General features: G+C 64.4%; 21 protein-coding genes. 10 read left to right on the plus strand and 11 right to left on the minus strand.

Annotation, left to right across the window (positions count from 1 at the left end):
- Positions 1 to 14: 14 nt before the first annotated feature.
- Positions 15 to 176 carry a hypothetical protein gene (locus IVB28_RS16135; RefSeq protein ID WP_247527450.1) on the plus strand — a complete coding sequence of 54 codons (162 nt, stop codon included), beginning with the start codon at positions 15 to 17 and terminating at the stop codon, positions 174 to 176.
- A gap of 289 nt (positions 177 to 465) precedes the next feature.
- On the opposite strand, the gene IVB28_RS16140 is transcribed toward IVB28_RS16135, so the two are convergent.
- From IVB28_RS16140 to IVB28_RS16150, 3 genes are all read right to left on the minus strand, one after another.
- A complete protein-coding gene (locus IVB28_RS16140) occupies positions 466 to 1,260 on the minus strand; it encodes a hypothetical protein (RefSeq protein ID WP_247527452.1) in 795 nt (264 codons plus the stop codon).
- 176 nt (positions 1,261 to 1,436) lie between these two features.
- Positions 1,437 to 1,655, minus strand: coding sequence for a hypothetical protein (locus IVB28_RS16145; RefSeq protein WP_247527453.1), 219 nt, complete (start codon positions 1,653 to 1,655; stop codon positions 1,437 to 1,439).
- A gap of 90 nt (positions 1,656 to 1,745) precedes the next feature.
- Complete coding sequence (locus tag IVB28_RS16150; RefSeq protein ID WP_247527455.1) at positions 1,746 to 1,982, minus strand: hypothetical protein; 237 nt, start codon at positions 1,980 to 1,982, stop codon at positions 1,746 to 1,748.
- Positions 1,983 to 2,241: 259 nt separating this feature from the next.
- Between IVB28_RS16150 and IVB28_RS16155 the strand changes: the two genes are divergently transcribed.
- Entirely contained in the window at positions 2,242 to 2,589 is a 348-nt protein-coding gene (locus IVB28_RS16155; protein ID WP_247527457.1) for a DUF6481 family protein, read from the plus strand.
- A gap of 125 nt (positions 2,590 to 2,714) precedes the next feature.
- Here IVB28_RS16155 and IVB28_RS16160 read toward each other — a convergent pair whose 3' ends face one another.
- The gene (locus IVB28_RS16160) at positions 2,715 to 2,960 is read right to left on the minus strand and encodes a pentapeptide MXKDX repeat protein (protein ID WP_247527459.1); all 246 of its coding nucleotides are present in this window, start codon (positions 2,958 to 2,960) and stop codon (positions 2,715 to 2,717) included.
- A 335-nt stretch (positions 2,961 to 3,295) separates the two neighbouring features.
- On the opposite strand from IVB28_RS16160, the gene dctP reads away from it, so the two are divergent.
- From dctP to IVB28_RS16175, 3 genes are read left to right on the plus strand one after another with little or no spacing between them, the layout of a single operon-like run.
- A complete protein-coding gene (gene dctP, locus IVB28_RS16165; RefSeq protein ID WP_247527461.1) occupies positions 3,296 to 4,318 on the plus strand; it encodes a TRAP transporter substrate-binding protein DctP in 1,023 nt (340 codons plus the stop codon).
- Positions 4,315 to 4,869: a TRAP transporter small permease gene (locus tag IVB28_RS16170; protein WP_247527462.1), complete on the plus strand. Its 555-nt coding sequence runs from the start codon at positions 4,315 to 4,317 to the stop codon at positions 4,867 to 4,869. Before dctP ends, IVB28_RS16170 begins: the two co-directional genes overlap by 4 nt.
- Positions 4,866 to 6,224, plus strand: coding sequence for a TRAP transporter large permease (locus tag IVB28_RS16175; RefSeq protein WP_247527463.1), 1,359 nt, complete (start codon positions 4,866 to 4,868; stop codon positions 6,222 to 6,224). The genes IVB28_RS16170 and IVB28_RS16175 overlap by 4 nt, the downstream gene beginning before the upstream one ends.
- 118 nt (positions 6,225 to 6,342) lie before the next feature.
- On the opposite strand, the gene IVB28_RS16180 is transcribed toward IVB28_RS16175, so the two are convergent.
- A complete protein-coding gene (locus tag IVB28_RS16180) occupies positions 6,343 to 7,026 on the minus strand; it encodes a GntR family transcriptional regulator (RefSeq protein WP_247527464.1) in 684 nt (227 codons plus the stop codon).
- Positions 7,027 to 7,255: 229 nt separating this feature from the next.
- Between IVB28_RS16180 and IVB28_RS16185 the strand changes: the two genes are divergently transcribed.
- The 4 genes from IVB28_RS16185 (at position 7,256) to IVB28_RS16200 (ending at position 11,139) form a co-directional block, all read left to right on the plus strand.
- Positions 7,256 to 7,864 carry a TRAP transporter small permease gene (locus IVB28_RS16185; protein ID WP_247528565.1) on the plus strand — a complete coding sequence of 203 codons (609 nt, stop codon included), beginning with the start codon at positions 7,256 to 7,258 and terminating at the stop codon, positions 7,862 to 7,864.
- Positions 7,864 to 9,129 (plus strand): TRAP transporter large permease, encoded by a 1,266-nt coding sequence (locus IVB28_RS16190; RefSeq protein ID WP_247527465.1) that lies wholly within the window; start codon positions 7,864 to 7,866, stop codon positions 9,127 to 9,129. Before IVB28_RS16185 ends, IVB28_RS16190 begins: the two co-directional genes overlap by 1 nt.
- Before the next feature lie 25 nt (positions 9,130 to 9,154).
- Positions 9,155 to 10,138: a TRAP transporter substrate-binding protein gene (locus IVB28_RS16195; RefSeq protein ID WP_247527466.1), complete on the plus strand. Its 984-nt coding sequence runs from the start codon at positions 9,155 to 9,157 to the stop codon at positions 10,136 to 10,138.
- Positions 10,139 to 10,212: 74 nt separating this feature from the next.
- Positions 10,213 to 11,139, plus strand: a complete 927-nt coding sequence (locus IVB28_RS16200) for a dihydrodipicolinate synthase family protein (protein ID WP_247527467.1) — start codon at positions 10,213 to 10,215, stop codon at positions 11,137 to 11,139.
- Positions 11,140 to 11,141: 2 nt separating this feature from the next.
- Here IVB28_RS16200 and IVB28_RS16205 read toward each other — a convergent pair whose 3' ends face one another.
- The 4 genes from IVB28_RS16205 to IVB28_RS16220 are packed head-to-tail and all read right to left on the minus strand — an operon-like array spanning position 11,142 to position 16,864.
- Positions 11,142 to 12,053: a hydroxymethylglutaryl-CoA lyase gene (locus IVB28_RS16205; RefSeq protein ID WP_247527468.1), complete on the minus strand. Its 912-nt coding sequence runs from the start codon at positions 12,051 to 12,053 to the stop codon at positions 11,142 to 11,144.
- A 1-nt stretch (position 12,054) separates the two neighbouring features.
- Complete coding sequence (locus IVB28_RS16210; protein WP_247527469.1) at positions 12,055 to 14,058, minus strand: acetyl/propionyl/methylcrotonyl-CoA carboxylase subunit alpha; 2,004 nt, start codon at positions 14,056 to 14,058, stop codon at positions 12,055 to 12,057.
- A gap of 4 nt (positions 14,059 to 14,062) precedes the next feature.
- Positions 14,063 to 15,667, minus strand: a complete 1,605-nt coding sequence (locus tag IVB28_RS16215) for a carboxyl transferase domain-containing protein (protein WP_247527470.1) — start codon at positions 15,665 to 15,667, stop codon at positions 14,063 to 14,065.
- A gap of 24 nt (positions 15,668 to 15,691) precedes the next feature.
- On the minus strand, positions 15,692 to 16,864 hold the full coding sequence (locus IVB28_RS16220) for an isovaleryl-CoA dehydrogenase (protein ID WP_247527472.1): 1,173 nt from the start codon (positions 16,862 to 16,864) through the stop codon (positions 15,692 to 15,694).
- A 112-nt stretch (positions 16,865 to 16,976) separates the two neighbouring features.
- On the opposite strand from IVB28_RS16220, the gene IVB28_RS16225 reads away from it, so the two are divergent.
- On the plus strand, positions 16,977 to 18,005 hold the full coding sequence (locus IVB28_RS16225; protein WP_247527473.1) for an AraC family transcriptional regulator: 1,029 nt from the start codon (positions 16,977 to 16,979) through the stop codon (positions 18,003 to 18,005).
- A gap of 10 nt (positions 18,006 to 18,015) precedes the next feature.
- Here IVB28_RS16225 and IVB28_RS16230 read toward each other — a convergent pair whose 3' ends face one another.
- The gene (locus tag IVB28_RS16230; protein WP_256466990.1) at positions 18,016 to 19,395 is read right to left on the minus strand and encodes a TIR domain-containing protein; all 1,380 of its coding nucleotides are present in this window, start codon (positions 19,393 to 19,395) and stop codon (positions 18,016 to 18,018) included.
- Positions 19,396 to 19,659: 264 nt separating this feature from the next.
- Positions 19,660 to 20,031, minus strand: a complete 372-nt coding sequence (locus IVB28_RS16235) for a DUF3551 domain-containing protein (RefSeq protein WP_247527475.1) — start codon at positions 20,029 to 20,031, stop codon at positions 19,660 to 19,662.
- Positions 20,032 to 20,073: the final 42 nt, after the last annotated feature.

Here is a 20,073-nt window from a genome sequence, read left to right on the forward strand (position 1 = left end):
TGGTGTTTTCCGTCATGACACAACACGCAGCAGCCTCAGCCAACGTCCCGACGCGACGACACAGGAGCGACCTGGTCGGCGTCGCCTATCTCGGGACAATCGGTATCGTGATGCTGGTCTGGATCACCGGCCTGGTCTGGGGCACGATCGCGTTCTTCAACTGGCTCGTATCTTGATGCAAGGCGATCCATCCCCTGCAAGGCTCGCCGCCGGAATCATGCGCCTAAAACAGGCAGTGCAGCGCCTGCCCTAGCTTGATCCCACCGCAAACGATCATGGCCCAAAGCGCCAAGCTGATCTGGATTGCATCCAGCATGTCCCACGTCCCCGCGAATCATCCCGACATGTTTGTTCTGAGACTTGCGTGAAGCGGCAACGAGCGCCAGCGCCGATTTGAAGCAATCGCCGGCTCATAAGAAAAAAGGCGGGCCGGGCCCGCCTCTACGCTTCGATCCGGCTTGGACCTCAGTAGCAGGCGCGCGGATCGGCCTGCACGTACTGGCCACTCGGATAGCGGTAATAGCAACTGCCCTGCGCCCAATAGTAACCGGGCTGGGACGCGGCGGTGGCGCCCGCGATGGCCCCGGTTGCCCCGCCGAGAACCGCGCCGGCAGCAGCCCCGGTTGCGTTGCCCGAAATCAGTCCTCCGAGCAGGCCGCCGACGATGGCGCCGCCAAGTGCGCTCGCGCCCGGATCAGCCGCTGGCGGAGGCGGAGGTGGCGGCGCATAGGCGACTGGAGGCGGCGCCGGAGCATAGGCCACCGGCACGTCGTCGTAATACTCCTCCGAGATGTAGGCGGGCGGGCCGGCCATTCGCTGCGGATAATAATACCAGACACCGCCAACGTCCCACCACCAGCCTGAGCGGCCGTTGTGGACTTCGCGGCGCCAGCGCCCGCCGTCCCAGGCGCGAGTGCCGCGATAGGTGTGTCCGCCCCAGTCGCGAGTCGGAGCGGGACCGCGGGCGACATAACGTCCGGGCGGCGGGCCACCGGCGCCGTGCGGCGCCGGAGCGCCGCGCGGACCAGGACCCGCATGGGGCTGGCCACCGGGTTGCGGTGCGGGCCGGGCCGCCTGCTGCGGCGGCGGGCCCTTGCGCATGTTCTGATTGTTCGGGGGCGGTGCCCCTGCGGCCGGGCCGGCCGGAGGCTGGCCGGCATCCCTTGCCGGCCTGGCGTCCTGGGCCTGCGCCGACAGCGCGAGCAGCGACATGGCCGAAACCATGGGAATGATGATCTTCATGCGGATGGACGCACTCATGCGTGCTTGACCCCCTGCTCTTTGGATTGCCGTGATACCTGGCGCGATAGACGATTCGCCTCGCGCCGGGCTTGATGCCGGCTGACATAGCTGACCTGCTTTGGTCGGCGAAGTCCCGTTACAAATGATTAAGATCAGGGCAATTTTTCGGCCCGAGCGGCCGCGCTGGACCGCTTCTAGCGGGCCGGCTCGATGACGTTGCAATTGCGACGGCCGGACATCAGGCAATCCTGCATCTTGCTCGCCGCGGTTAGGTCCCGGGCGAGCCACCAGCCGATCCCGAGGATCACGATCGCGATGATCAGGCCGCCGATCGCGCCGCGGCGGTTGTCACCGGAGGGAGGCTTCGGCCCGGATTTCGGCTTCTCGCCCGGTTGGGGCTGGGATGTGGACATGGCTATCTGGTCGCGCGGGAAGCCCGGCTTATCACCTCTGTGACGTCCCGTCACATCTCCCGTTAGGCACGTCAGTCCTGCGTTTCAGGCTCAGCCTCGGGTCTGCCGGATCGCATCCTTACGCGAGGTTTCGACCGCCGGAATCGCCTGCTGGACCCGCGGGGCGCAGGTCGTGAGCACGAACGCGGTCTGGGTGCATTCCCAGTCGGCTCCCAGCAGGGCACTCTCGATCGGCTGCGGACGGCCGAGCAGCAGCATGGCACCGCCAACGGCTACCAGGGCGAAGGCAATTGCGAGCGCCTTCAGGTTTAATCTTGAGGTCGTCATGCCCGTGCTCCATATCGGGCGGACGCTAGGCGTCGCCCTCGTGGTCCCTTATGAGGGACATCACAATTCGGCAGTTTTTCCGGGCTACGAGAGATCGTGGGGGGCGATTTTTCGTTGACCTGATCGGCTGCGATTATGGGTGGCTTCGCGACGCGCGCCGATGTACACGCTTCTGCATCGCGTGGCGCCCGCTATGCCCAGCCGACGTTCCAACACGCAGTGATGTAGGCCCGAAAGTGAGGAAGACAAGGTTCGTTCGATGAGTGGATTTAAGGAACCAGGCTTCTCCGACCGACAAAAGGCGGCACAGGAAGCACGCAAAAATCTTTTGAACAAGTTCAAGTCGCAACCGGCTCACGACGATCCGGCGGTCGCGGCACGACGCGCCGAGCGCGAGACACTCGCGGCCAAGCGCGCCGAGGCAAAGGCAACGCGCGAAGCCGAAAAGGCCGAGCAGAAGCGCGTCGCGGAGCAAGCCGCAGCCGCGGAGTCTGAGCGGATCGCCCGCGAGGCGGAAGAAGCGGTCGCCAAGCTGGCTGAAGCCGAGGCCGACCAGAAGGCCAAGCGCGACGCCCGCTACGCCGCCCGCAAGGCCAAGCGCAAGTAACGGTCACACCTCACGTTCAATTGGGTTGAACTGATACCTTGCTTCCGGGGCAGTCCACGCGACTGCCCCAGGAAGTTGAAGAGTGCGCGTCTGCGTATCGCAAACGCTGCAGCGCCGGTCGAAGATCAGTTCTTCTTCATCATCCCGTCGTCTTTCTTCATCCCGTCCTTCGACATGGGGTCCTTCTTCATCCCGCTGTCCTTGGACATGGTGTCCTTCTTCATCATGCCGTCTTTGGACATCGTATCCTTCTTCATCATCCCGTCATCCTTGCCCATCTTGTCCTGAGCAAAGGCGGCCGGCGCAAACGCGAGCCCAAGCGAGAGAGCGGCAGCCGAGAGGCCGAGCACGATGCGGGTGCGAATGGTCATGGATCATCTTCCCTTCGAGGTGGTGTTTGTCAGCGACGGACGCCGCTATTCAATCTCGACGGATGGACGGCCTGCGTTGTTACACCACCGCCAATAAATTTTGGCGGCTCCGCTGCGATGTGTCCTTCCGAGGAGCCCGGAGGCTGCAGTGGGGACCGGGAGTGTGCAGCGCAGCACGACTGGCACTTGCCGCGGCGTTTGGTCTCGAACTATCAGATGAGAGATCATCGGATGAAAGACCGGCTAGGATGGGCCTACGCGCCGCTCTCAAAAACCCAGATCCAAATCACGCCAAAACAAGAACCGTTCAAAGAACCGCCCAAGGGGATCACACCATGCTCACGCGCCGTCATCTGCTCGCGACCGCCGTCGCCGCGCCCGCCATTGTTCGCTTCGGCATCGGTACGGCGCAGGCCGCGACCACACTGAAGATCTCGCATCAGTTCCCGGGCGGCACCATCGACAAGGGCGATTTCCGCGATCGGCTCTGTCGCATGTTCGCCGCCGAAGTCGCAAAGCGCAGTAACGGCGACATCGCCGCCGAGATTTATCCGAACTCCTCGCTGATCAAGACCAACGCGCAGTTCTCCGCGATGCGCAAGGGCGCGCTCGACATCAGCCTCTATCCGATGCCCTATGCCGGCGGCGAGTTGCCCGAGACCAATATCGGCCTGATGCCCGGCCTCGTGACCACCTACGACCAGGGCCTGCGCTGGAAGAAGGAGCCGGTCGGCAAGGCGCTGACAGACTTCCTCGCCGACAAGGGTATCATCCTGCTCACCTGGGTCTGGCAGGCCGGCGGCGTCGCCAGCCGCTCCAAGCCGATCGTCGCGCCGGAAGACGCCAAAGGCCTGAAGGTGCGCGGCGGCTCGCGCGAGATGGACATGGTGCTGCAGACTGCCGGCGCTTCGGTGCTGTCGGTGCCGTCGAACGAAATCTATGCTGCGATGCAGACCGGCGCCTGCGACGCCGGCATCACCTCCTCGACCAGCCTGATCTCGTTCCGTCTGGAAGAGGTCGCCAAATCCCTGACCTCAGGTGCGGGCGCCTCCTACTGGTTCATGCTCGAGCCGCTGATGATGTCCAAGGCGATCTTCGACAAGCTGCCGAAGAACCAGCAGGACATCCTGCTCACGGTGGGCACCGAGCTCGAAGCCTTCGGCCGCAAGGGCGCGCAGGATGACGATGTCGAGGTTGCCAAGGTCTACGAGAAGGCCGGCGCCAAGGTCTCGGCGCTCGACGCCGCGACGGTCGGCAAGTGGCGCGATATCGCCCGCGACACCGCCTGGAAGGATTACAGCGCCAAGACCGCGACCGCGGCGAACCTGCTCAAGCTCGCCACCGACGTCGCGGCATGAGCCACGGTCCGCTTCCGGATCGCGACGACCCGGCAAACGCTGTCGCAAGGACGGGCCTTGCGGCAGCGATCGATCGCGGCCTTGCCATCCTCAACACCATCATCGTGGTCTTCGCAGCGGTGGCGCTGGTCGCCGCTTGCGCGATCCTGAGCTACAGCGTGCTCAGCCGCGCGCTGTTCAAGGCCGCCAATTACTGGCAGGACGAGGCCGCCGTGTTCCTGCTGGTCGGCGCGACCTTCATGACGGCGGCCTATGTGCAGCAGAACCGCGGCCACATTGGCATCGAGGCCTTCGTCGGCTTGCTGTCGCCACTGGCGAACAAGATCCGGCTCTGGATGGTCGACGCCGTCACGTTCCTGTTCTGCGCCTTCTTCACCTGGAAATCCTGGACACTGGCCCATGAAGCCTATGTCGACGGCCAGGTCTCCAACTCGATGTGGTCGCCGCCGCTCGCCATCCCCTACTCGCTGATGGCGCTCGGCATGAGCCTGCTGTGCATCCAGATCCTCGTGCAGCTTGCGCTGCCCTTCACCGGAGCCAGGCGTCCATGAGCGTGTTCGGTATCGGCGTTGCCTACGGCGTTGCGACGCTGCTGATAATGTTTTCGGGCATGCCGATCGCGTTCGCGCTCGGCGCGGTCGCGGTCGTGTTCATGGCCATCTACATGCCTTCGGCCTCTCTCGATACGGTGACGCAGAACGTCTACGAGGAAATGGCCTCGATCACGCTGCTGTCGATCCCGCTCTTCATCCTGAAGGGCGCCGCGATCGGCAAGTCGCGCGCGGGCCAGGATCTCTATTCAGCGCTGCATGCCTGGCTGCATCGCGTACCCGGCGGCCTCGGCGTTGCCAACGTGTTCGCCTGCGCGCTGTTCGCGGCAATGGCCGGCTCCTCGCCCGCAACCTGCTCGGCGATCGGCTCGGCCGGTATTCCCGAGATGCGCAAGCGCGGCTATTCCGGCGGCTTTGCCGCCGGCATCATCGCCGCCGGCGGCACGCTCGGCATCCTGCTGCCGCCCTCGATCACCATGATTCTGTTCGCCGTCGCTGCGGAAAAGTCGCTGGGACGGCTCTTCCTCGCCGGCATCGGCCCCGGCCTGCTGCTCGTCACGCTGTTCGGCGCCTATGCCGTGATCCGCTTCCGCCAGGAATATGCGGCGGCCGAAGCGATCTACAAGAAGGGCGGGCCGGAGGCTGCGATCCTCGCCCGCGACGAGTATACGCTGGCCGAACGCTTCAGCGTGCTGCCGCGCGTGATCCCCTTCGTGCTGCTGCTGACCGGCGTCATGATCGCGCTCTATGGCGGCTACGCCACGCCGTCGGAAACCGCCGGCCTCGGCGGGCTATTGGCGCTGGCGCTGATCGCCGCGATCTACAGCGTGTGGCGGCCGAGCGACCTCGCCCCGATCATGAAATCGACGATCCGGGAATCGACCATGCTGATGATGATCATCGGCATGTCGCTGCTCTATTCCTACGTGATGAGCTATCTGCACATCTCGCAATCGGTCGCCGAATCCATCGTCGCGATGCATCTGCCGCGCTGGGAGCTGCTCTTTTCGATTCTCGTCATGGTCGTCGTGCTCGGCTTCTTCCTGCCGCCGGTCTCGATCATCCTGATGACCGCACCGATCATCCTGCCTCCTTTGCGCGCCGCGAATTTCGACATCATCTGGTTCGGCGTGGTCATGACCATCGTGATGGAGATGGGGCTGATCCACCCGCCGGTCGGCCTCAACATCTTCGTCATCCGCAACGTCGCACCGGACATTCCCTTGCGCGAGGTAATCTGGGGCACGCTGCCGTTCGTGCTGCTGATGATGCTCGCGGTGCTGCTGCTATGCCTCGTGCCGGGAATCTCGACCGGCTTGCCGGATCTGGTGATGGGGCCGGACGGGGGCAGGTGAGGTAATCACAGCTGCCGTAAGGTGGGCAAAGCGAAGCGTGCCCGCCACCTGTTGGCGATCACGCGGAGATGGTGGGCACGGCGCCAACGCGCCCTTCCCCACCCTACGAATGCCGTGGTTACGGCTCGCGCTTCCGCCGCGACTTCGGTGCGTTCGCCACGACCTGCAACAGATCCTTCCGCACGGCCTCGATGTGCCGTTCCAGGTAACGGCAGGCTTCCTCGACCTTCTGCGCGCGGCAGAGCGCGATCAGATGGGCGTGCTCCTTTTCGGCGGTCCCCATCGCCTTGGTGTTGGAAAGCTGGAGGCGGGTGTAGCGGTCGCTGGTCTGGAGCAGCGACAGCACGATCGTCCGGGTACGCGGCTGCGGAGCGTGCACGTAGAGCGCCATGTGGAAGTCCGCGTTGAGCTGGCCCCATTCGCTGACATTGCGCGCCTTGATCGCCTTCTCGAAACTTTTGTGGATGTCGTCGAGCCCGTCGAAATCCTCTAGCGTGAAACGCGGCGCCGACTGCGCCAGCAATCGAGGCTCCAGGATCCGACGCAGGTCGAACACATCGTTGATCTCATCCAGCGACAGCTCCGAGACGATGGCGCCCTTCTGCGGCACGATTCGCACGAGGCCTTCGGCTTCCAGCTGAAACAACGCTTCGCGAACGGGGATCCGGCTGACCCCGTAGGCCTCACCAAGCGCATCCTGGCGCAGTTGCGATCCGGCCGGATAGGTGCCGTCGAGGATCGCCTGGCGGAGCTGATCGACAATCGCGGCTGACAAGGTGCGATGCTTCAGAGGCTGTTTCATCTGTCCTTCCGTTGTCCTTTCCCGTCTCGTTCGGCCGACGCGGTCCCTGTCTTGCATGTCGAGGTGCCCGGCAAAAGCAAGCACTCCACAAACGAAGTACCCAGCAAAAGCGCGCCCTGCTGCCGAAATTGATCGTAATCTCCGTTTGACTCCCAGAATGTATAAATTATACATTTGGCGATCGCACGACAATTCTTCGGGGTTGGGCCTCTTCATGATCGACCAGACGATGCCGGCCACGCGCGCGCTCAGCGTCCGACGTACGATCGTCCGGATGTCGAGCGCCCTGCTCGCCTTGGAGCGCCTGGCGCTGATGGGCCTGATGTACCTCCTCACCGGATTGATCCTGGTGAACGTCGTTACGCGCTACTCGCATTTTCCGATCTACTGGATCGATGAATCCGCTGTTTATTGCGTGGTCTGGCTGACCTTCATCGGGGCGTCCGCGATGACGCGGCTGCGACTTGATTTCGCGGTAACCATGCTAACGGAGCGTCTTTCGCCGACGCACCAGAAGCTCGCCAAGGTGATGTCGACCGGCTTCGTCTTCGTGTTCGGCGTCGCGCTGATCGTGACTTGCGTGCTGTGGATGGACCCGATCGGTCTTGCCCGCGCCGGCTTCGACGGGCGCAAGCTCGCGGCCGAAACCTTCAACTTCCTCTACACGGAGCGCACCCAGACGCTGAACTGGCCGACCTGGGTGATGTACCTGACGCTGCCGATCTTCGCGGTGTCGATGACGATTCACGGTCTAGCCAATCTCCTGGAAGATATCGGGCTGGTCCCGCGCACGCCACTGACCGGCTTTCAGCTCTCCGAGCTGGATGGGGTGAACTGATGATCACGTCAGCAGCCTTCATGGCGTTCATGCTGGTCGGCGTGCCGATCGGGCTTTGCCTGTGCCTCGCCGGCCTCGTTTATATCGCCGCATCCGGCAATCCCGTGTTGTTCCAGTCCTATCCGCTCCAGCTGTTCGGCGGCGTCGACAGCTACGGCCTGATCGCCATCCCGCTCTTCATCCTGATCGGCGAGATCATGAACGGCGGCGGCATCACGCGGCGCATCGTCGACATGGCGATGGCGTTCGTCGGCTCGCTCAAGGGCGGGCTCGCCTACGTCAACATCCTCGCCAACATGTTCATCTCCTCGATCCTGGGATCAGCGACCGCACAGGTGGCGATCATGGCCCAGATCATGGTGCCGGAGATGGAAAAGAAGGGCTACGACAAGACCTTTGCGGCCGGCCTCACCGCCTATGGCGGCATGCTCGGCCCGATCATCCCGCCGTCGGTGATGTTCGTGGTCTACAGTGTGCTGGCGCAGGTCTCGGTCAGCGACATGCTGATCGCCGGCATCGTGCCGGGCGTCATCCTCACCGTGATGTTCTGCCTCGTGATTGCGCTGATGGGCTATGTCTACAATTATCCGCGCGCGGATTATCAGACGCCGCGCCAGCGCGTCATGACGATCCTGCGCACGTCTCCGACGCTGCTGATCCCGATCGTCATCGTCGGCACCATTCTCGGCGGCCTCGCCAACGCGACGGAATCGGCGGCCGTCGGCGCGGTTGCCGCAGCGCTGGTCGGAAAGTTCTGGACCAAGGAGTTCGAGTTCTCGCAATTACCGCAGATGATGCTGCGCAGCGCCATCTATTCGGCGATCGTGCTGTTCCTGGTCGCGGCGGCGGCGGTGTTCTCCTGGGTCCTGATCTTCGGCAAGGTGCCGCAGGAGACCGCCGCCTGGATCCAGACCGCCGCCAAGGATCCCGTCAGCTTCATGCTGATCTGCAACGTGATCCTGCTGGTGATCGGCACGGTCATCGACGGCATTCCCGGCCTGATCATGACCGTGCCGATCCTGCTGCCGGTCGCGACCGAGGTATATCACATCGATCCCAGGCATTTCGGCGTGGTGGTGGTGATCAACCTCGTGCTCGGTCTGCTGTCGCCGCCGGTCGGGCTCTGCTTCTTCGTCGCCGCCGCCGTCACCGGCGCCAAGCCCGGCAAGATGTTCATGGTGACGCTGCCCTTCTTCGTCATCTCCTGCGTCCTCCTCGTGCTGCTCTCGCTCTACCCCTCGCTCTCGCTGATCCTCGTCAAATAGGCCCACCCAAAAGGAAGCCCCGACCATGCCGCTCTCACGCCGCCGCTTTCTCGCCGCCAGTGCCGCCGCATCGGTGTTTGCGCCGTCGCTGGCGCTCGCCCAGGCCAAGGAATTCCGTCTCGGCCTGATCACGCCGAACGGCCATTCCTGGAACAAGGCCGCGCTGAAATTCGGCGAAGATCTCAAGGCCGCCACCAATGGCCGCCTGACATTGACCGTGTTTCACTCCGGCCAGCTCGGCAATGAGACGGCTATGATGCAGCAATTGCAGTCGGGCGCTCTCGACATGGGCTTCATCCAGGCCGCCGAACTCGGCTCGCGCGTGCCGCACATCGCCGCAATCAACGCGCCCTACATTGTCCGCTCGACGCCGGCGGTGGCAAAATTCGTGCGGCATCCGGCGGCGGTGAAGCTGTTCGACGTGCTGCCGCAGGAGACCGGCACCATCGGGCTCGGCTGGGGCATCACCGGTATGCGCGCCGTGTTCTCCTCCAAGGATCTGAACACGCTGGCCGACATCAAGGGCATGAAGCTGCGCATCAACCCGACGCCCGTCTATCGCGATTTCTATTCCTCGCTGGGGGCTGCGCCGACTCCGATCCCGACGCCGCAGGTGTTCGACGCAATGGCCAACGGCCAGGTCGACGGCCTCGAGGCCGATCTCGAATTCTCCTGGAATCAGCGCTTCGACAAGGTGTCGAAGGTGATCCTGCAGATGAATGCCGTCTTCATGCCGATGGCGGCGGTCGTCTCGGGACGGGTCTGGCAGTCGCTCCCCGCAGCCGACCGCGAGCTGATTACCAAGACGATCAAGTCGACGCTGGATGCGCAGATCGACGAACTCGCTGGCAACGAGCCGACGCTGATCGAGAACTTCAAGAAGGCACCGATCCCGATCCGCCAGGTCGACGCCAAGGATACCGAGGCCGTCATTGCCGAGTTCGACAAGATCTGGCTGCCCAAGGCACCTGTTCTCGCCGAGCTGCGCAAGGCCGGCGCGACGCTCTGATCCAACCCGCCATCCCTTTCAAAACACCCGGCGGATCCAGCCCCCCGCCGGAAAAATCCACTCGGAGTCAAACCATGAGCCGCCGCGTTTCCTGGGAAGGCGTCTTCCCGGCCGTTACCACGCAATTCAATGACGATTTGTCGCTCAATATCGACGCAACTGCCAAGGTGATGGACGGTCTGATCCGCGACGGCGTCTCCGGCCTGATCGTCTGCGGCTCAGTCGGCGAGAACACCTCGCTCGAGCGCAAGGAGAAGGTCGCCATCATGGAGACCGCGAAGTCGGTTGCGGCCGGCCGCGTGCCCGTGCTGTGCGGCATCGCCGAATTCACCACCGCGTTTGCGGTCGAAACGGCCAAGGAAGCCGCGCGTGTCGGCATCGACGGCGTGATGGTGATGCCGGCGCTGGTCTATTCGTCCAAGCCGCACGAGACCGCCGCGCATTTCCGCGCCGTCGCCAGCGCCACCGACCTGCCGGTGATGCTCTACAACAATCCGCCCATCTACAAGAACGACGTCACCCCTGACATCCTGGCCTCGCTCGCCGACGTCGACACGGTCGTTTGCTTCAAGGATTCCTCCGGCGACACGCGGCGCTTCATCGACACGAGGAACATGGTCGGCGACCGCTTCGTGCTGTTCGCCGGTCTCGACGACGTCATCGTCGAGAGCGTCGCGATGGGTGCGGTGGGCTGGGTCTCCGGCATGTCGAACGCCTTCCCGCGCGAGGGCGAGACGCTGTTCCGCCTCGCCAAGGCGGGCCGCCTTGCGGAGGCGATGCCGCTCTACGAATGGTTCATGCCGCTGTTGCATCTCGATGCGCGGCCGGACCTCGTCCAGTGCATCAAGCTGTGCGAGCACATCATGGGCCGCGGCACCGCGCTGACCCGCCCGCCGCGCCTGGCGCTGCTGCCGCAGGAGAAGGCCGAGGTCGAGGCGATGATGGCCAAGGCGCTCAAGAACCGGCCGCGTCTGCCGGATGTGGGGCTGAAGGCGGCGTAAGCCTAGTTCGCGACGCGCTTCTTCTTCGCGTTCAGCGCGGACGCCACGCGGCTCACCGGCGGCTTGCCCAGCACCCGGCTCATCTCGTTGGTCGCGGCCAGCAGCCGGTCCATATCGACGCCCGTCCTGATCCCCATGCCCTCGAGCATGTAGGCGACGTCCTCGGTCGCGACATTGCCGGTCGCGCCCGGCGCGTAGGGACAGCCGCCGAGGCCGCCCGCTGCGGCGTCGATGACCCGCACGCCCTCCTCCATCCCCGCATAGAGATTGGCGAGCGCCTGGCCGTAGGTGTCGTGGAAATGCATCGCGAGCTTGGCGGCGGGAATGTTGGCGGCAACCGCGCGCAGCATCTCCTTGGCCTTGGCTGGCGTGCCGACGCCGATGGTGTCGCCGAGCGAGATCTCGTAGCAGCCGAGCTCGAATAGCGCGCTTGCGAGTTCGGCCACCGCCTTCGGTTTGATCTCGCCGTCGAACGGGCAGCCCAGCACGCAGGAAATATAGCCGCGTACCATGACACCATCGGCCCTGGCGCGGGCCAGCACCGGCTTGAAGCGCTCGATGGACTCCGCGACCGTGCAATTGATGTTGGCAAGGGAAAAGCCTTCGGAGGCCGCCGCGAACACCGAGACCACATTCGCGCCTGCGGCGCGCGCAGCCTCGTAGCCCTTCTCGTTCGGTACCAGCACGTGGAATTCGGCGCCGGTCACATGGCTAACGCCGCGCAGCACAGCGTCCGAGCTGGCCATTTGCGGGATCGCCTTGGGCGAGACGAAGGCGCCGACCTCGACCGTATCAAGACCAGCCGCGACCAGCGCCTCGATGAAGGCGATACGGGCCTCGACGCTGACCGGAACTTTCTCGTTCTGGAGCCCGTCGCGCGGCCCCATTTCGACGATGCGGACCTGATCGCTCATGTCACTCCCCCGCAGCCTCGACCACGGCGAGTTCGACGCCCTCCTGCACGATGTCGCCGACCTTGCACCTGATGGATTTCAGCACGCCGGCATAGGGCGCGCGCAGCGTCTGCTCCATCTTCATCACTTCGAGGGTCAGGATCGGCGCGCCCTTCTCGAGCGTGGCGCCCTCCTCGGCCAACACCGCGACGACCGTTCCCGGCAGTGGCGCCGCGATCTTGTCCGCGCCGGCCTGCTCCTCGCTTTCGCCGCCGAACGGATCGACCCAGTGCAGGTCGAAGCGGCCGTTGCGCGTCCGCAAATATAGCTCATGACCGTCGACCACGGCCGCAACGGACGATTTGACGCCGTCCAGCGTGAGGTCGAAGCCACCTTCCTTCGCCGCAACCGCAAACGCCAGCTCGCGTTCGCCGATCACCAGCATCGAGGGCCCGCTGCCGTAGTTCAGCATGATCTTCTGCTCCGGTCCGTGGCCAACACGGAAGGCAAAGCCGCGCTGACGACGGCCGACCGGTTGCCAGCCGAAGGTCTGCCAGGGCGAATTCGCCTGGGCACCCGCGGCCCGTTGCTCCTCATTGATAATGGCCGCCACCGCGGCACAGAGCTCGAGCTCACCCGGCGCCGGCGCGGCCTGTGTCAGCACCGCCAGCTCGCGCTCGATGAAGCCGGTGTCGATCGCATTGGTCCGCACCTTGGGATGCGTCATCAGCGCCGACAGGAACGGGATGTTGGTGACGATGCCGCGAACGTCGGACTCTTCCAGCCCGCGGTTCAGCCGCTCGATCGCGACATCCCGCGTTGGTGCCCAGGCGATCATCTTGGCCAGCATGGCGTCGTAATGTGGCGAGACCGTATCGCCCTCGCGATAGCCGGCGTCAATGCGCAAGCCGCCGGTCTCCGCCGGCAGACGCCAGGTCGAGATCCTGCCGACCGACGGCATGAAGTTCTTGGTCGGGTTCTCCGCGTAGACGCGCGCCTCGACCGCGTGGCCGTTGAGCCGGATCTCATCCTGCTTCAAAGGCAGCGCCTCGCCGAAGGCGACGCGCAGCTGCCATTCGACGAGGTCGATGCCCGTGATCAGCTCGGTCACGGGATGCTCGACCTGCAGGCGCGTGTTCATCTCGATGAAGAACACGTCCTTGCCATCCGACACGAACTCGATCGTGCCGGCGCCGACATAGTTCACCGCGCCCGCCGCCTTTCGCGCCGCGGCACAGACCGCCTCGCGCTGGGCAGGATTGAGCGTCGGCGACGGCGCTTCCTCGATCACCTTCTGGTGCCGCCGCTGCAAGGTGCATTCGCGCTCGAACAGCGACAAGAGATTGCCATGGCTGTCGCCGACGATCTGCACCTCGATATGCCTGGGATTGTCGACATATTTCTCGATCAGCATACGGTCGTCGCCGAACGCGGCCTTGGCCTCGCGCTTGGCGCTGACGATCGCAGGTCCAAGCTCGTCTGCCGAACGCACGATGCGCATGCCGCGGCCGCCGCCGCCCGCGGACGCCTTGACCAGGATGGGGAAGCCGACCTTCTCGGCGGCCTTCGCCAGCGTTGCATCGTCCTGCGCCTCGCCGTGATAACCGGGCACCAGCGGCACGCCTGCCTTCTCCATCAGCGCCTTGGAGCCGGACTTCGACCCCATCGCATTCATCATCGCGGCGGTCGGGCCGACGAAGATGAGGCCGGCATCGAAGCAGGCCTGCGCGAACTCGGCATTTTCCGACAGGAAGCCGTAGCCGGGATGCACTGCCTCGGCGCCGGTCTTGCGCGCGGCTTCGATCAGCCGCTCGACGTTGAGATAGCTGTCGCGGGCGCGTGCGGGCCCGAGCAGCACGGCCTCGTCGGCGAGAGCGACATGCATCGCGTCGCGATCGGCCTCGGAATAGACCGCGACCGTGCGCAGCCCCATGGCGTGGGCGGTGCGGATGACGCGGCAGGCGATCTCGCCGCGGTTGGCGATCAGGAGCGTGCGAAAACGCCGGTAGAGCTTTGAACGGTCCATCCCATCACATCCTGAACAGGCCGAATTTCGTCGGCTCGATCGGCGCATTCGACGCCGCCGAGAGGCCAAGGCCGAGCACCAGCCGCGTGTCGGCCGGGTCGATCACGCCATCGTCCCAGAGACGCGCGGTCGCGTAATATGGGTGGCCCTGGCTCTCATATTGCGCGCGGATGGGTTCGCGGAATTTATCTTCCTCGTCCTTCGACCAGCTATCACCCTTGGCCTCGATATTGTCGCGGCGGACCTGGCTCAGCACCATCGAAGCCTGCTCGCCGCCCATCACCGAGATACGCGCGTTCGGCCACATCCAGAGGAAGCGCGGTGAGTAGGCGCGTCCGCACATGCCGTAATTGCCGGCGCCATAGGAGCCGCCGATCACGACGGTGAATTTCGGCACCGAGGCGGTCGCGACGGCCGTCACCAGCTTGGCGCCGTCGCGCGCAATGCCGCCGGCCTCGTATTTCTTGCCGACCATGAAGCCGGTGATGTTCTGCAGGAACACCAGGGGAATACCGCGCTGGCAGCACAGCTCGATGAAATGCGCGCCCTTCAGCGAGCTCTCGCTGAACAGAATACCGTTGTTGGCGATGATGCCGACCGGATAGCCCCAGATATGGGCGAAGCCGCACACCAGCGTCGTGCCGTACAGTTTCTTGAACTCGTCGAACTCGGAGCCATCCACCACACGCGCGATGATGTCGCGCACGTCGAACGGCTTGCGGCCGTCGACCGGCACCACGCCATAAATCTCCTCCGCCGCAAACAGCGGATCGCGCGGCTTGTGCATATTGAGGTTCGGCCGCACCGACGGTTTCAGCGTGCCGACGATGCGCCGCGCAATGCCGATCGCATGGGCATCGTTCTGGGCGTAATGGTCGGTCACGCCAGACTGCCGCGAATGCACGTCGGCGCCGCCGAGCTCCTCGGCACTGACGACCTCGCCGGTCGCGGCCTTCACCAGCGGCGGGCCACCGAGGAAGATAGTGCCCTGGTTCCGGACGATGATGCTCTCGTCCGACATCGCCGGGACATAGGCCCCGCCGGCGGTGCAGGAGCCCATCACGATGGCGATCTGCGGAATGCCCTGCGAGGACATCTGCGCCTGGTTGTAGAAGATGCGGCCGAAATGGCGCTCGTCCGGGAAGATCTCGTCCTGAAGCGGCAGGAAGGCGCCGCCGGAATCCACCATGTAGACGCAAGGAAGGTTGTTCTGCCGCGCAATGTCCTGTGCGCGCAGATGCTTCTTCACCGTCATCGGGTAATAGGTGCCGCCCTTGATGGTGGCGTCATTGGCCACGACCACGCATTCGCGGCCCGCGATGCGCCCGACCCCGGTGACGACGCTGGCCGAATGCACGTCGCCGCCATAGAGACCATAGGCCGCGAGTGGCGACAGCTCCAGGAATGAGGTGCCGGGATCCACAAGCAGATCGACGCGCTGGCGCGCCAGCATCTTGCCGCGCGCGGTGTGGCGATTGCGTGAGACCTCGCCGCCGCCGCCGGCGACCTGACTGAGCTTTTCGCGCAAGTCCGCGACGAGGCTGCGCATGGCCTCGGAATTGCGCGCAAAGTCTGACGAAGACGGATCGATGCTGGAATGGAGCGGCATGATGATTCCAATGAGGTGAAGGTTTTAAGCCGTCTCGGCCATCAGTTCGCGGCCGATCAGCATGCGGCGGACCTCCGAGGTGCCGGCACCGATCTCGTAGAGTTTTGCGTCGCGCCAGAGACGCCCCACAGGGAATTCGCTGGTGTAACCGACGCCGCCGAGTGCCTGGATCGCCTCACCCGCCATCCAGGTCGCCTTCTCCGCGGAATAGAGGATCGCGGCGGCCGCGTCCTTGCGCAAGCTGCGCGCGTGGTCGGCGCGGTCGCAGGCGCGGCCCACGGCGTAGACATAGGCGCGCGTCGCCTGCCAGGTCGCATACATGTCGGCGAGCTTGCCCTGCATCAGCTGGAAGTCGCCGATCGGCTGACCGAATTGTTTGCGCTCGTGCATGTAGGGCACCACCGCGTCCATGCAGGCCGCCATGATGCCGAGCGGGCCGCCCGAGAGCACCGTGCGCTCATAGTCGAGGCCGGACATCAGCACCTTGACGCCCTCACCCACCTTGCCCATCACGTTCTCCTCCGGCACCTCGCACTCGTCGAAGAACAGGGGATAGGTGTTGGAGCCGCGCATGCCGAGTTTGTCGAGATGCTGGCCGTGGGTAAACCCCTTGAAGCCCTTCTCGACGAGGAAAGCGGTCATGCCGCGCGGTCCAGCCTCCGGATCGGTCTTGGCGTAGACGACCAGCACGTCGGCATCGCCGCCGTTGGTGATCCACATCTTCGAGCCGTTGAGCACATAGCGGTCGCCGCGCTTGTCCGCGCGCAGCTTCATCGAGACGACGTCAGAACCGGCGCCCGGCTCGGACATCGCGAGCGCGCCGACATATTCGCCGGAGATCAGCTTCGGCAGATAGCGCTGGCGCTGCGCGTCGTTGCCGTTGCGGCGGATCTGGTTGACGCAGAGGTTCGAATGGGCGCCATAGGACAGGCCAACGGCAGCGGAGCCGCGCGAAATCTCCTCCATGGCAACGATATGGGCGAGATAGCCCATGTTGGAGCCGCCATATTGCTCCGGCGCCGTCATGCCGAGCAGGCCGAGGTCGCCAAAGCGCTTCCAGAGGTCGGCCGGAAATAGATTGGCCTTTTCGATCTCGGCGGCACGCGGAGTGATCTCGGCCTCCACAAACGCGTGAAGCGTATCGCGCAGCATGCTGATGTCTTCGCCCAGATCGAAATCGATGCTCGGGATGTTCAAGGCGATTCCTCCGTATTTTGGGGACCGAACCTAGCGGGGTCGGAGCCCTTCTGGGGTCGAAAAGGTTGCATTTTCCGCCAAACTTGGCGAGGATTTTCCCTCGGGAGTTCCGATGCCTTTTCAAGCCGCAACCGCCATCCCGCGCCGCGCCGTCACCCCCGCCGCCTTTGTCCGCGGCGTGGTTGCCGCCTACGCGCGATACGGACTGGACCCGGCCGAAGCGCTCCAGCGGGGTCAGGTAGCGCCAGACCTCGTCAATTCTCCGGATGGGCGGGTCACGGCCGCCCAGTTCGAGGCCCTGGCAGGCCATGCCATGCGCGAGCTCGACGACGAGGCGCTGGGCTGGTTCTCGCGGCGGCTGCCCTGGGGCACCTACGGCATGCTGTGCCGCGCCTCGATCACGGCGCCGACGCTGGAGGTCGCCCTCAAGCGCTGGTGCCGGCATCACCGCCTGCTCACCGGGGACGTGCTGCTCGATCTCGAGGTCGGCGAAGAGACGGCTGTGGTGTCCATCCGGGAGCTGCGCGATCTCGGGCTCGTGCGCGAATTCTGCCTGGTCACCCTGCTCCGCTACGTGCTCGGTTTCTCCTGCTGGGCGGTCGACTCCAGGATCGCGCTCCGCGCAGCGGAATTCCCGCACGCGGAGCCCGGCCACGTCTCGGTCTATCCGACCATCTTTTGCAGGAACGTCCGCTTCGATGCGGACCGCGCCTGCATCGTTTTCGACAAGCACTATCTGTCGCTGCCGCTCACCCGCAGCGCCGCCGATCTCGACAACATGCTCAAGGGCGCGCTCAGGCTGACCGTGCTGCCCTATCGGCGCGACCGCCTGCTGGTCGAGCGCGTCCGCCGCATACTCCGCAATGCGCGCGGACGCAGCCTTGGGGCCGAGGACGTCGCCAGCGAACTTGCGCTCTCGACCCGCACCATGCATCGGCGCCTGCGCGAGGAAGCAACCTCGCTGCGCGATCTCAAGGAAGAGGCGAAGTTCGAACTGGCAAAACAGGAGCTGATGCGGGGCCGCGCCCCGATCAAGCGGATCGCGGAGATCGCCGGCTTCCGCAGCGAAAAGAGCTTTTCCCGCGCCTTCCGCAGCTGGACCGGCGCAAGCCCGCGCGAGTTTCGCGGCCGGTATCGGTGAGGCGCAGGCGTCACGCCGCGGTCTCGATATCCGAGGCTGTCAGCGCCTTGACGGCGTCTTCGAGCGCCTTGGCGCCGTCGGTCAACTCCTGCTCGGGTCGCTTCATCATCTGTGCGACGCGCGCGCAGCTCCGCGACAGGAACTCGATGTTGAGCAGCCGCATGGCTTTGAGGACCGTGCGGTAGCGTTCGACGTCCGGACCGACAAGGCCGGGCCGAATGACGGTTTTGCCGTCGGCCGACAGTCCCAGCGCTTTGTACATCTCGCGCGCGAGGATCGGCCAGTAGTCCAGCAGACGCGCCATCTTCTCACTTTCGACGTCGTCGAATGCCGCCAAAAAGTCTTCCGTACTGATATTGCCTCGCGTGCGCGATTCAACCGTCAGATCCTCGATCACGCGTGGGATCTGCTGGATCCGGCGCTCGCGCTCGTCGGACGATAGCGCGTCGCCAGAGAATTTCTGGATGATCTCGGACCTGAACCGATAGCCCATGCGGATGGCGGTCAAGAGCGAGAGCTGCTTGCTCGACAATCCGGTCAGCGGCCCGCCGACCTCCTCGATCGCCAGGAATTCGCAGCGATAGTCGCCATCGCCCTGGACACGAGCTCGGTGCAGCAGGGTCCGATAGCGCCGGCCGCCGCGCCCGATCAGCACGGCCTGCGGCGAAACGAACTCGTTCTCGCGCGCCGCAAGCAGTATCTGCGCGGTTTCCTCAAGCCATTTGTAGACGAAGTTCTGCCTTCCAGTTTCCGTATTTGCCAGCTTCTGGACCTTGCACCAAGGTACGGACTGCGCCTGGATGGTGAAGAGATCGCCGAGCACACTGTCGTCGCCCATGAACTGGGCCGCAGGTGGAATCTGCCCGTTGGCGAGTTCGGCGTCGAGCGCCACGAAATGCACGCGCGGATAGCCGTCGAATTCGCGAATCTCGCCAAACAGACTGCTATCGAGCTTGCCGACCAGCACGCGTAAGTCGTTGACATTGACCTCGATGGCGTTCCTCTCGAAAATGCCGATCAACTCCCTGATGAGTTGATCCTTGCTCGTCAGCATCTGCAGATGGCTGAGCGGACCCGGCGGGTTCACGTTCGGGCGGATCAGGCAGAATATCCGGCGATCAGCGGCTGCCGGTTTTGCGGCGGCAAAATATCCGGCCTCATAAAAGCACCAGGACCAGTCCTCATAGGGCGCTCCGTAGAGCAGAAACAGGCTTTGTGCCGTGAGAAGATGATGCTCGATAGAGCGCCGCCATTCATTGCCGCGCGGGATGTCCTCCGAAATGAAGACATCCATTTGTCCATGCGAAGCGGTCTCAATGACCTTCTTCATCGCTCGGGCCGTCCGGCCGTATTCCGAGCGGTGACTGATGAAAATCGGGTTGGGAGCCATCACGCGCTTCCCCTGGGTACAATCCGGCCCGTTTACAATTCGGGCGACCTCCGCGGAGCATGGACCCGCGCAGATTGCGGCCCTGTGAAGGAGATCACAGTGCCGCGTCTAATTTTGGGGCTGACGTGCTTACCCTTCGGCCTTGCCAGGGGCGGAGCTCGCGCTCAGACATGCGCTCCGCGATGTCACGCGGCTCTCATGTTTACGAGCCCCCGAGACAAGCTCGGGGGCCGCAAACTTCAAAACCGGTTTTGAAGTCAAGCGTCAGTTGGAGTTGGTCTGGCCGCCCGGGCGAAGCTTGGTGCGGGACTGCGAGTGCTTCGGTTGATAGGCGAGAGAATCGCTCGTGCTTTTCGCACCGCTCTGCGAACACACGCCACCGATACCGCCGGCGGCGGCGCGGCAAGCCTCCATCGTTGGATAGCCGCAGCCGTGAGCGGCCTGCGCGCCGTTGGTGATGCAGTATTCTTCCGCCTGCGCGGCCGGTGCAGTCATCATGAAAAACGCGGAAGCGAACAGCATCGCAGCGGATGCGACGAACGTCTTCGAGGTCGAGGTCATGTTGTCTTTTCCTGCTTCAGGGTCCCACAAAACAGCCTCGGCATGCGACGCAGGCTGAGGGTTCACACCTTGCATCTAGGCGGCGCACCGGTTCCGGCAAACTTGGTTCAGCGCATT

This window comes from Bradyrhizobium sp. 199 (genome assembly GCF_023073355.1).
Taxonomy (GTDB): Bacteria; Pseudomonadota; Alphaproteobacteria; order Rhizobiales; family Xanthobacteraceae; genus Bradyrhizobium.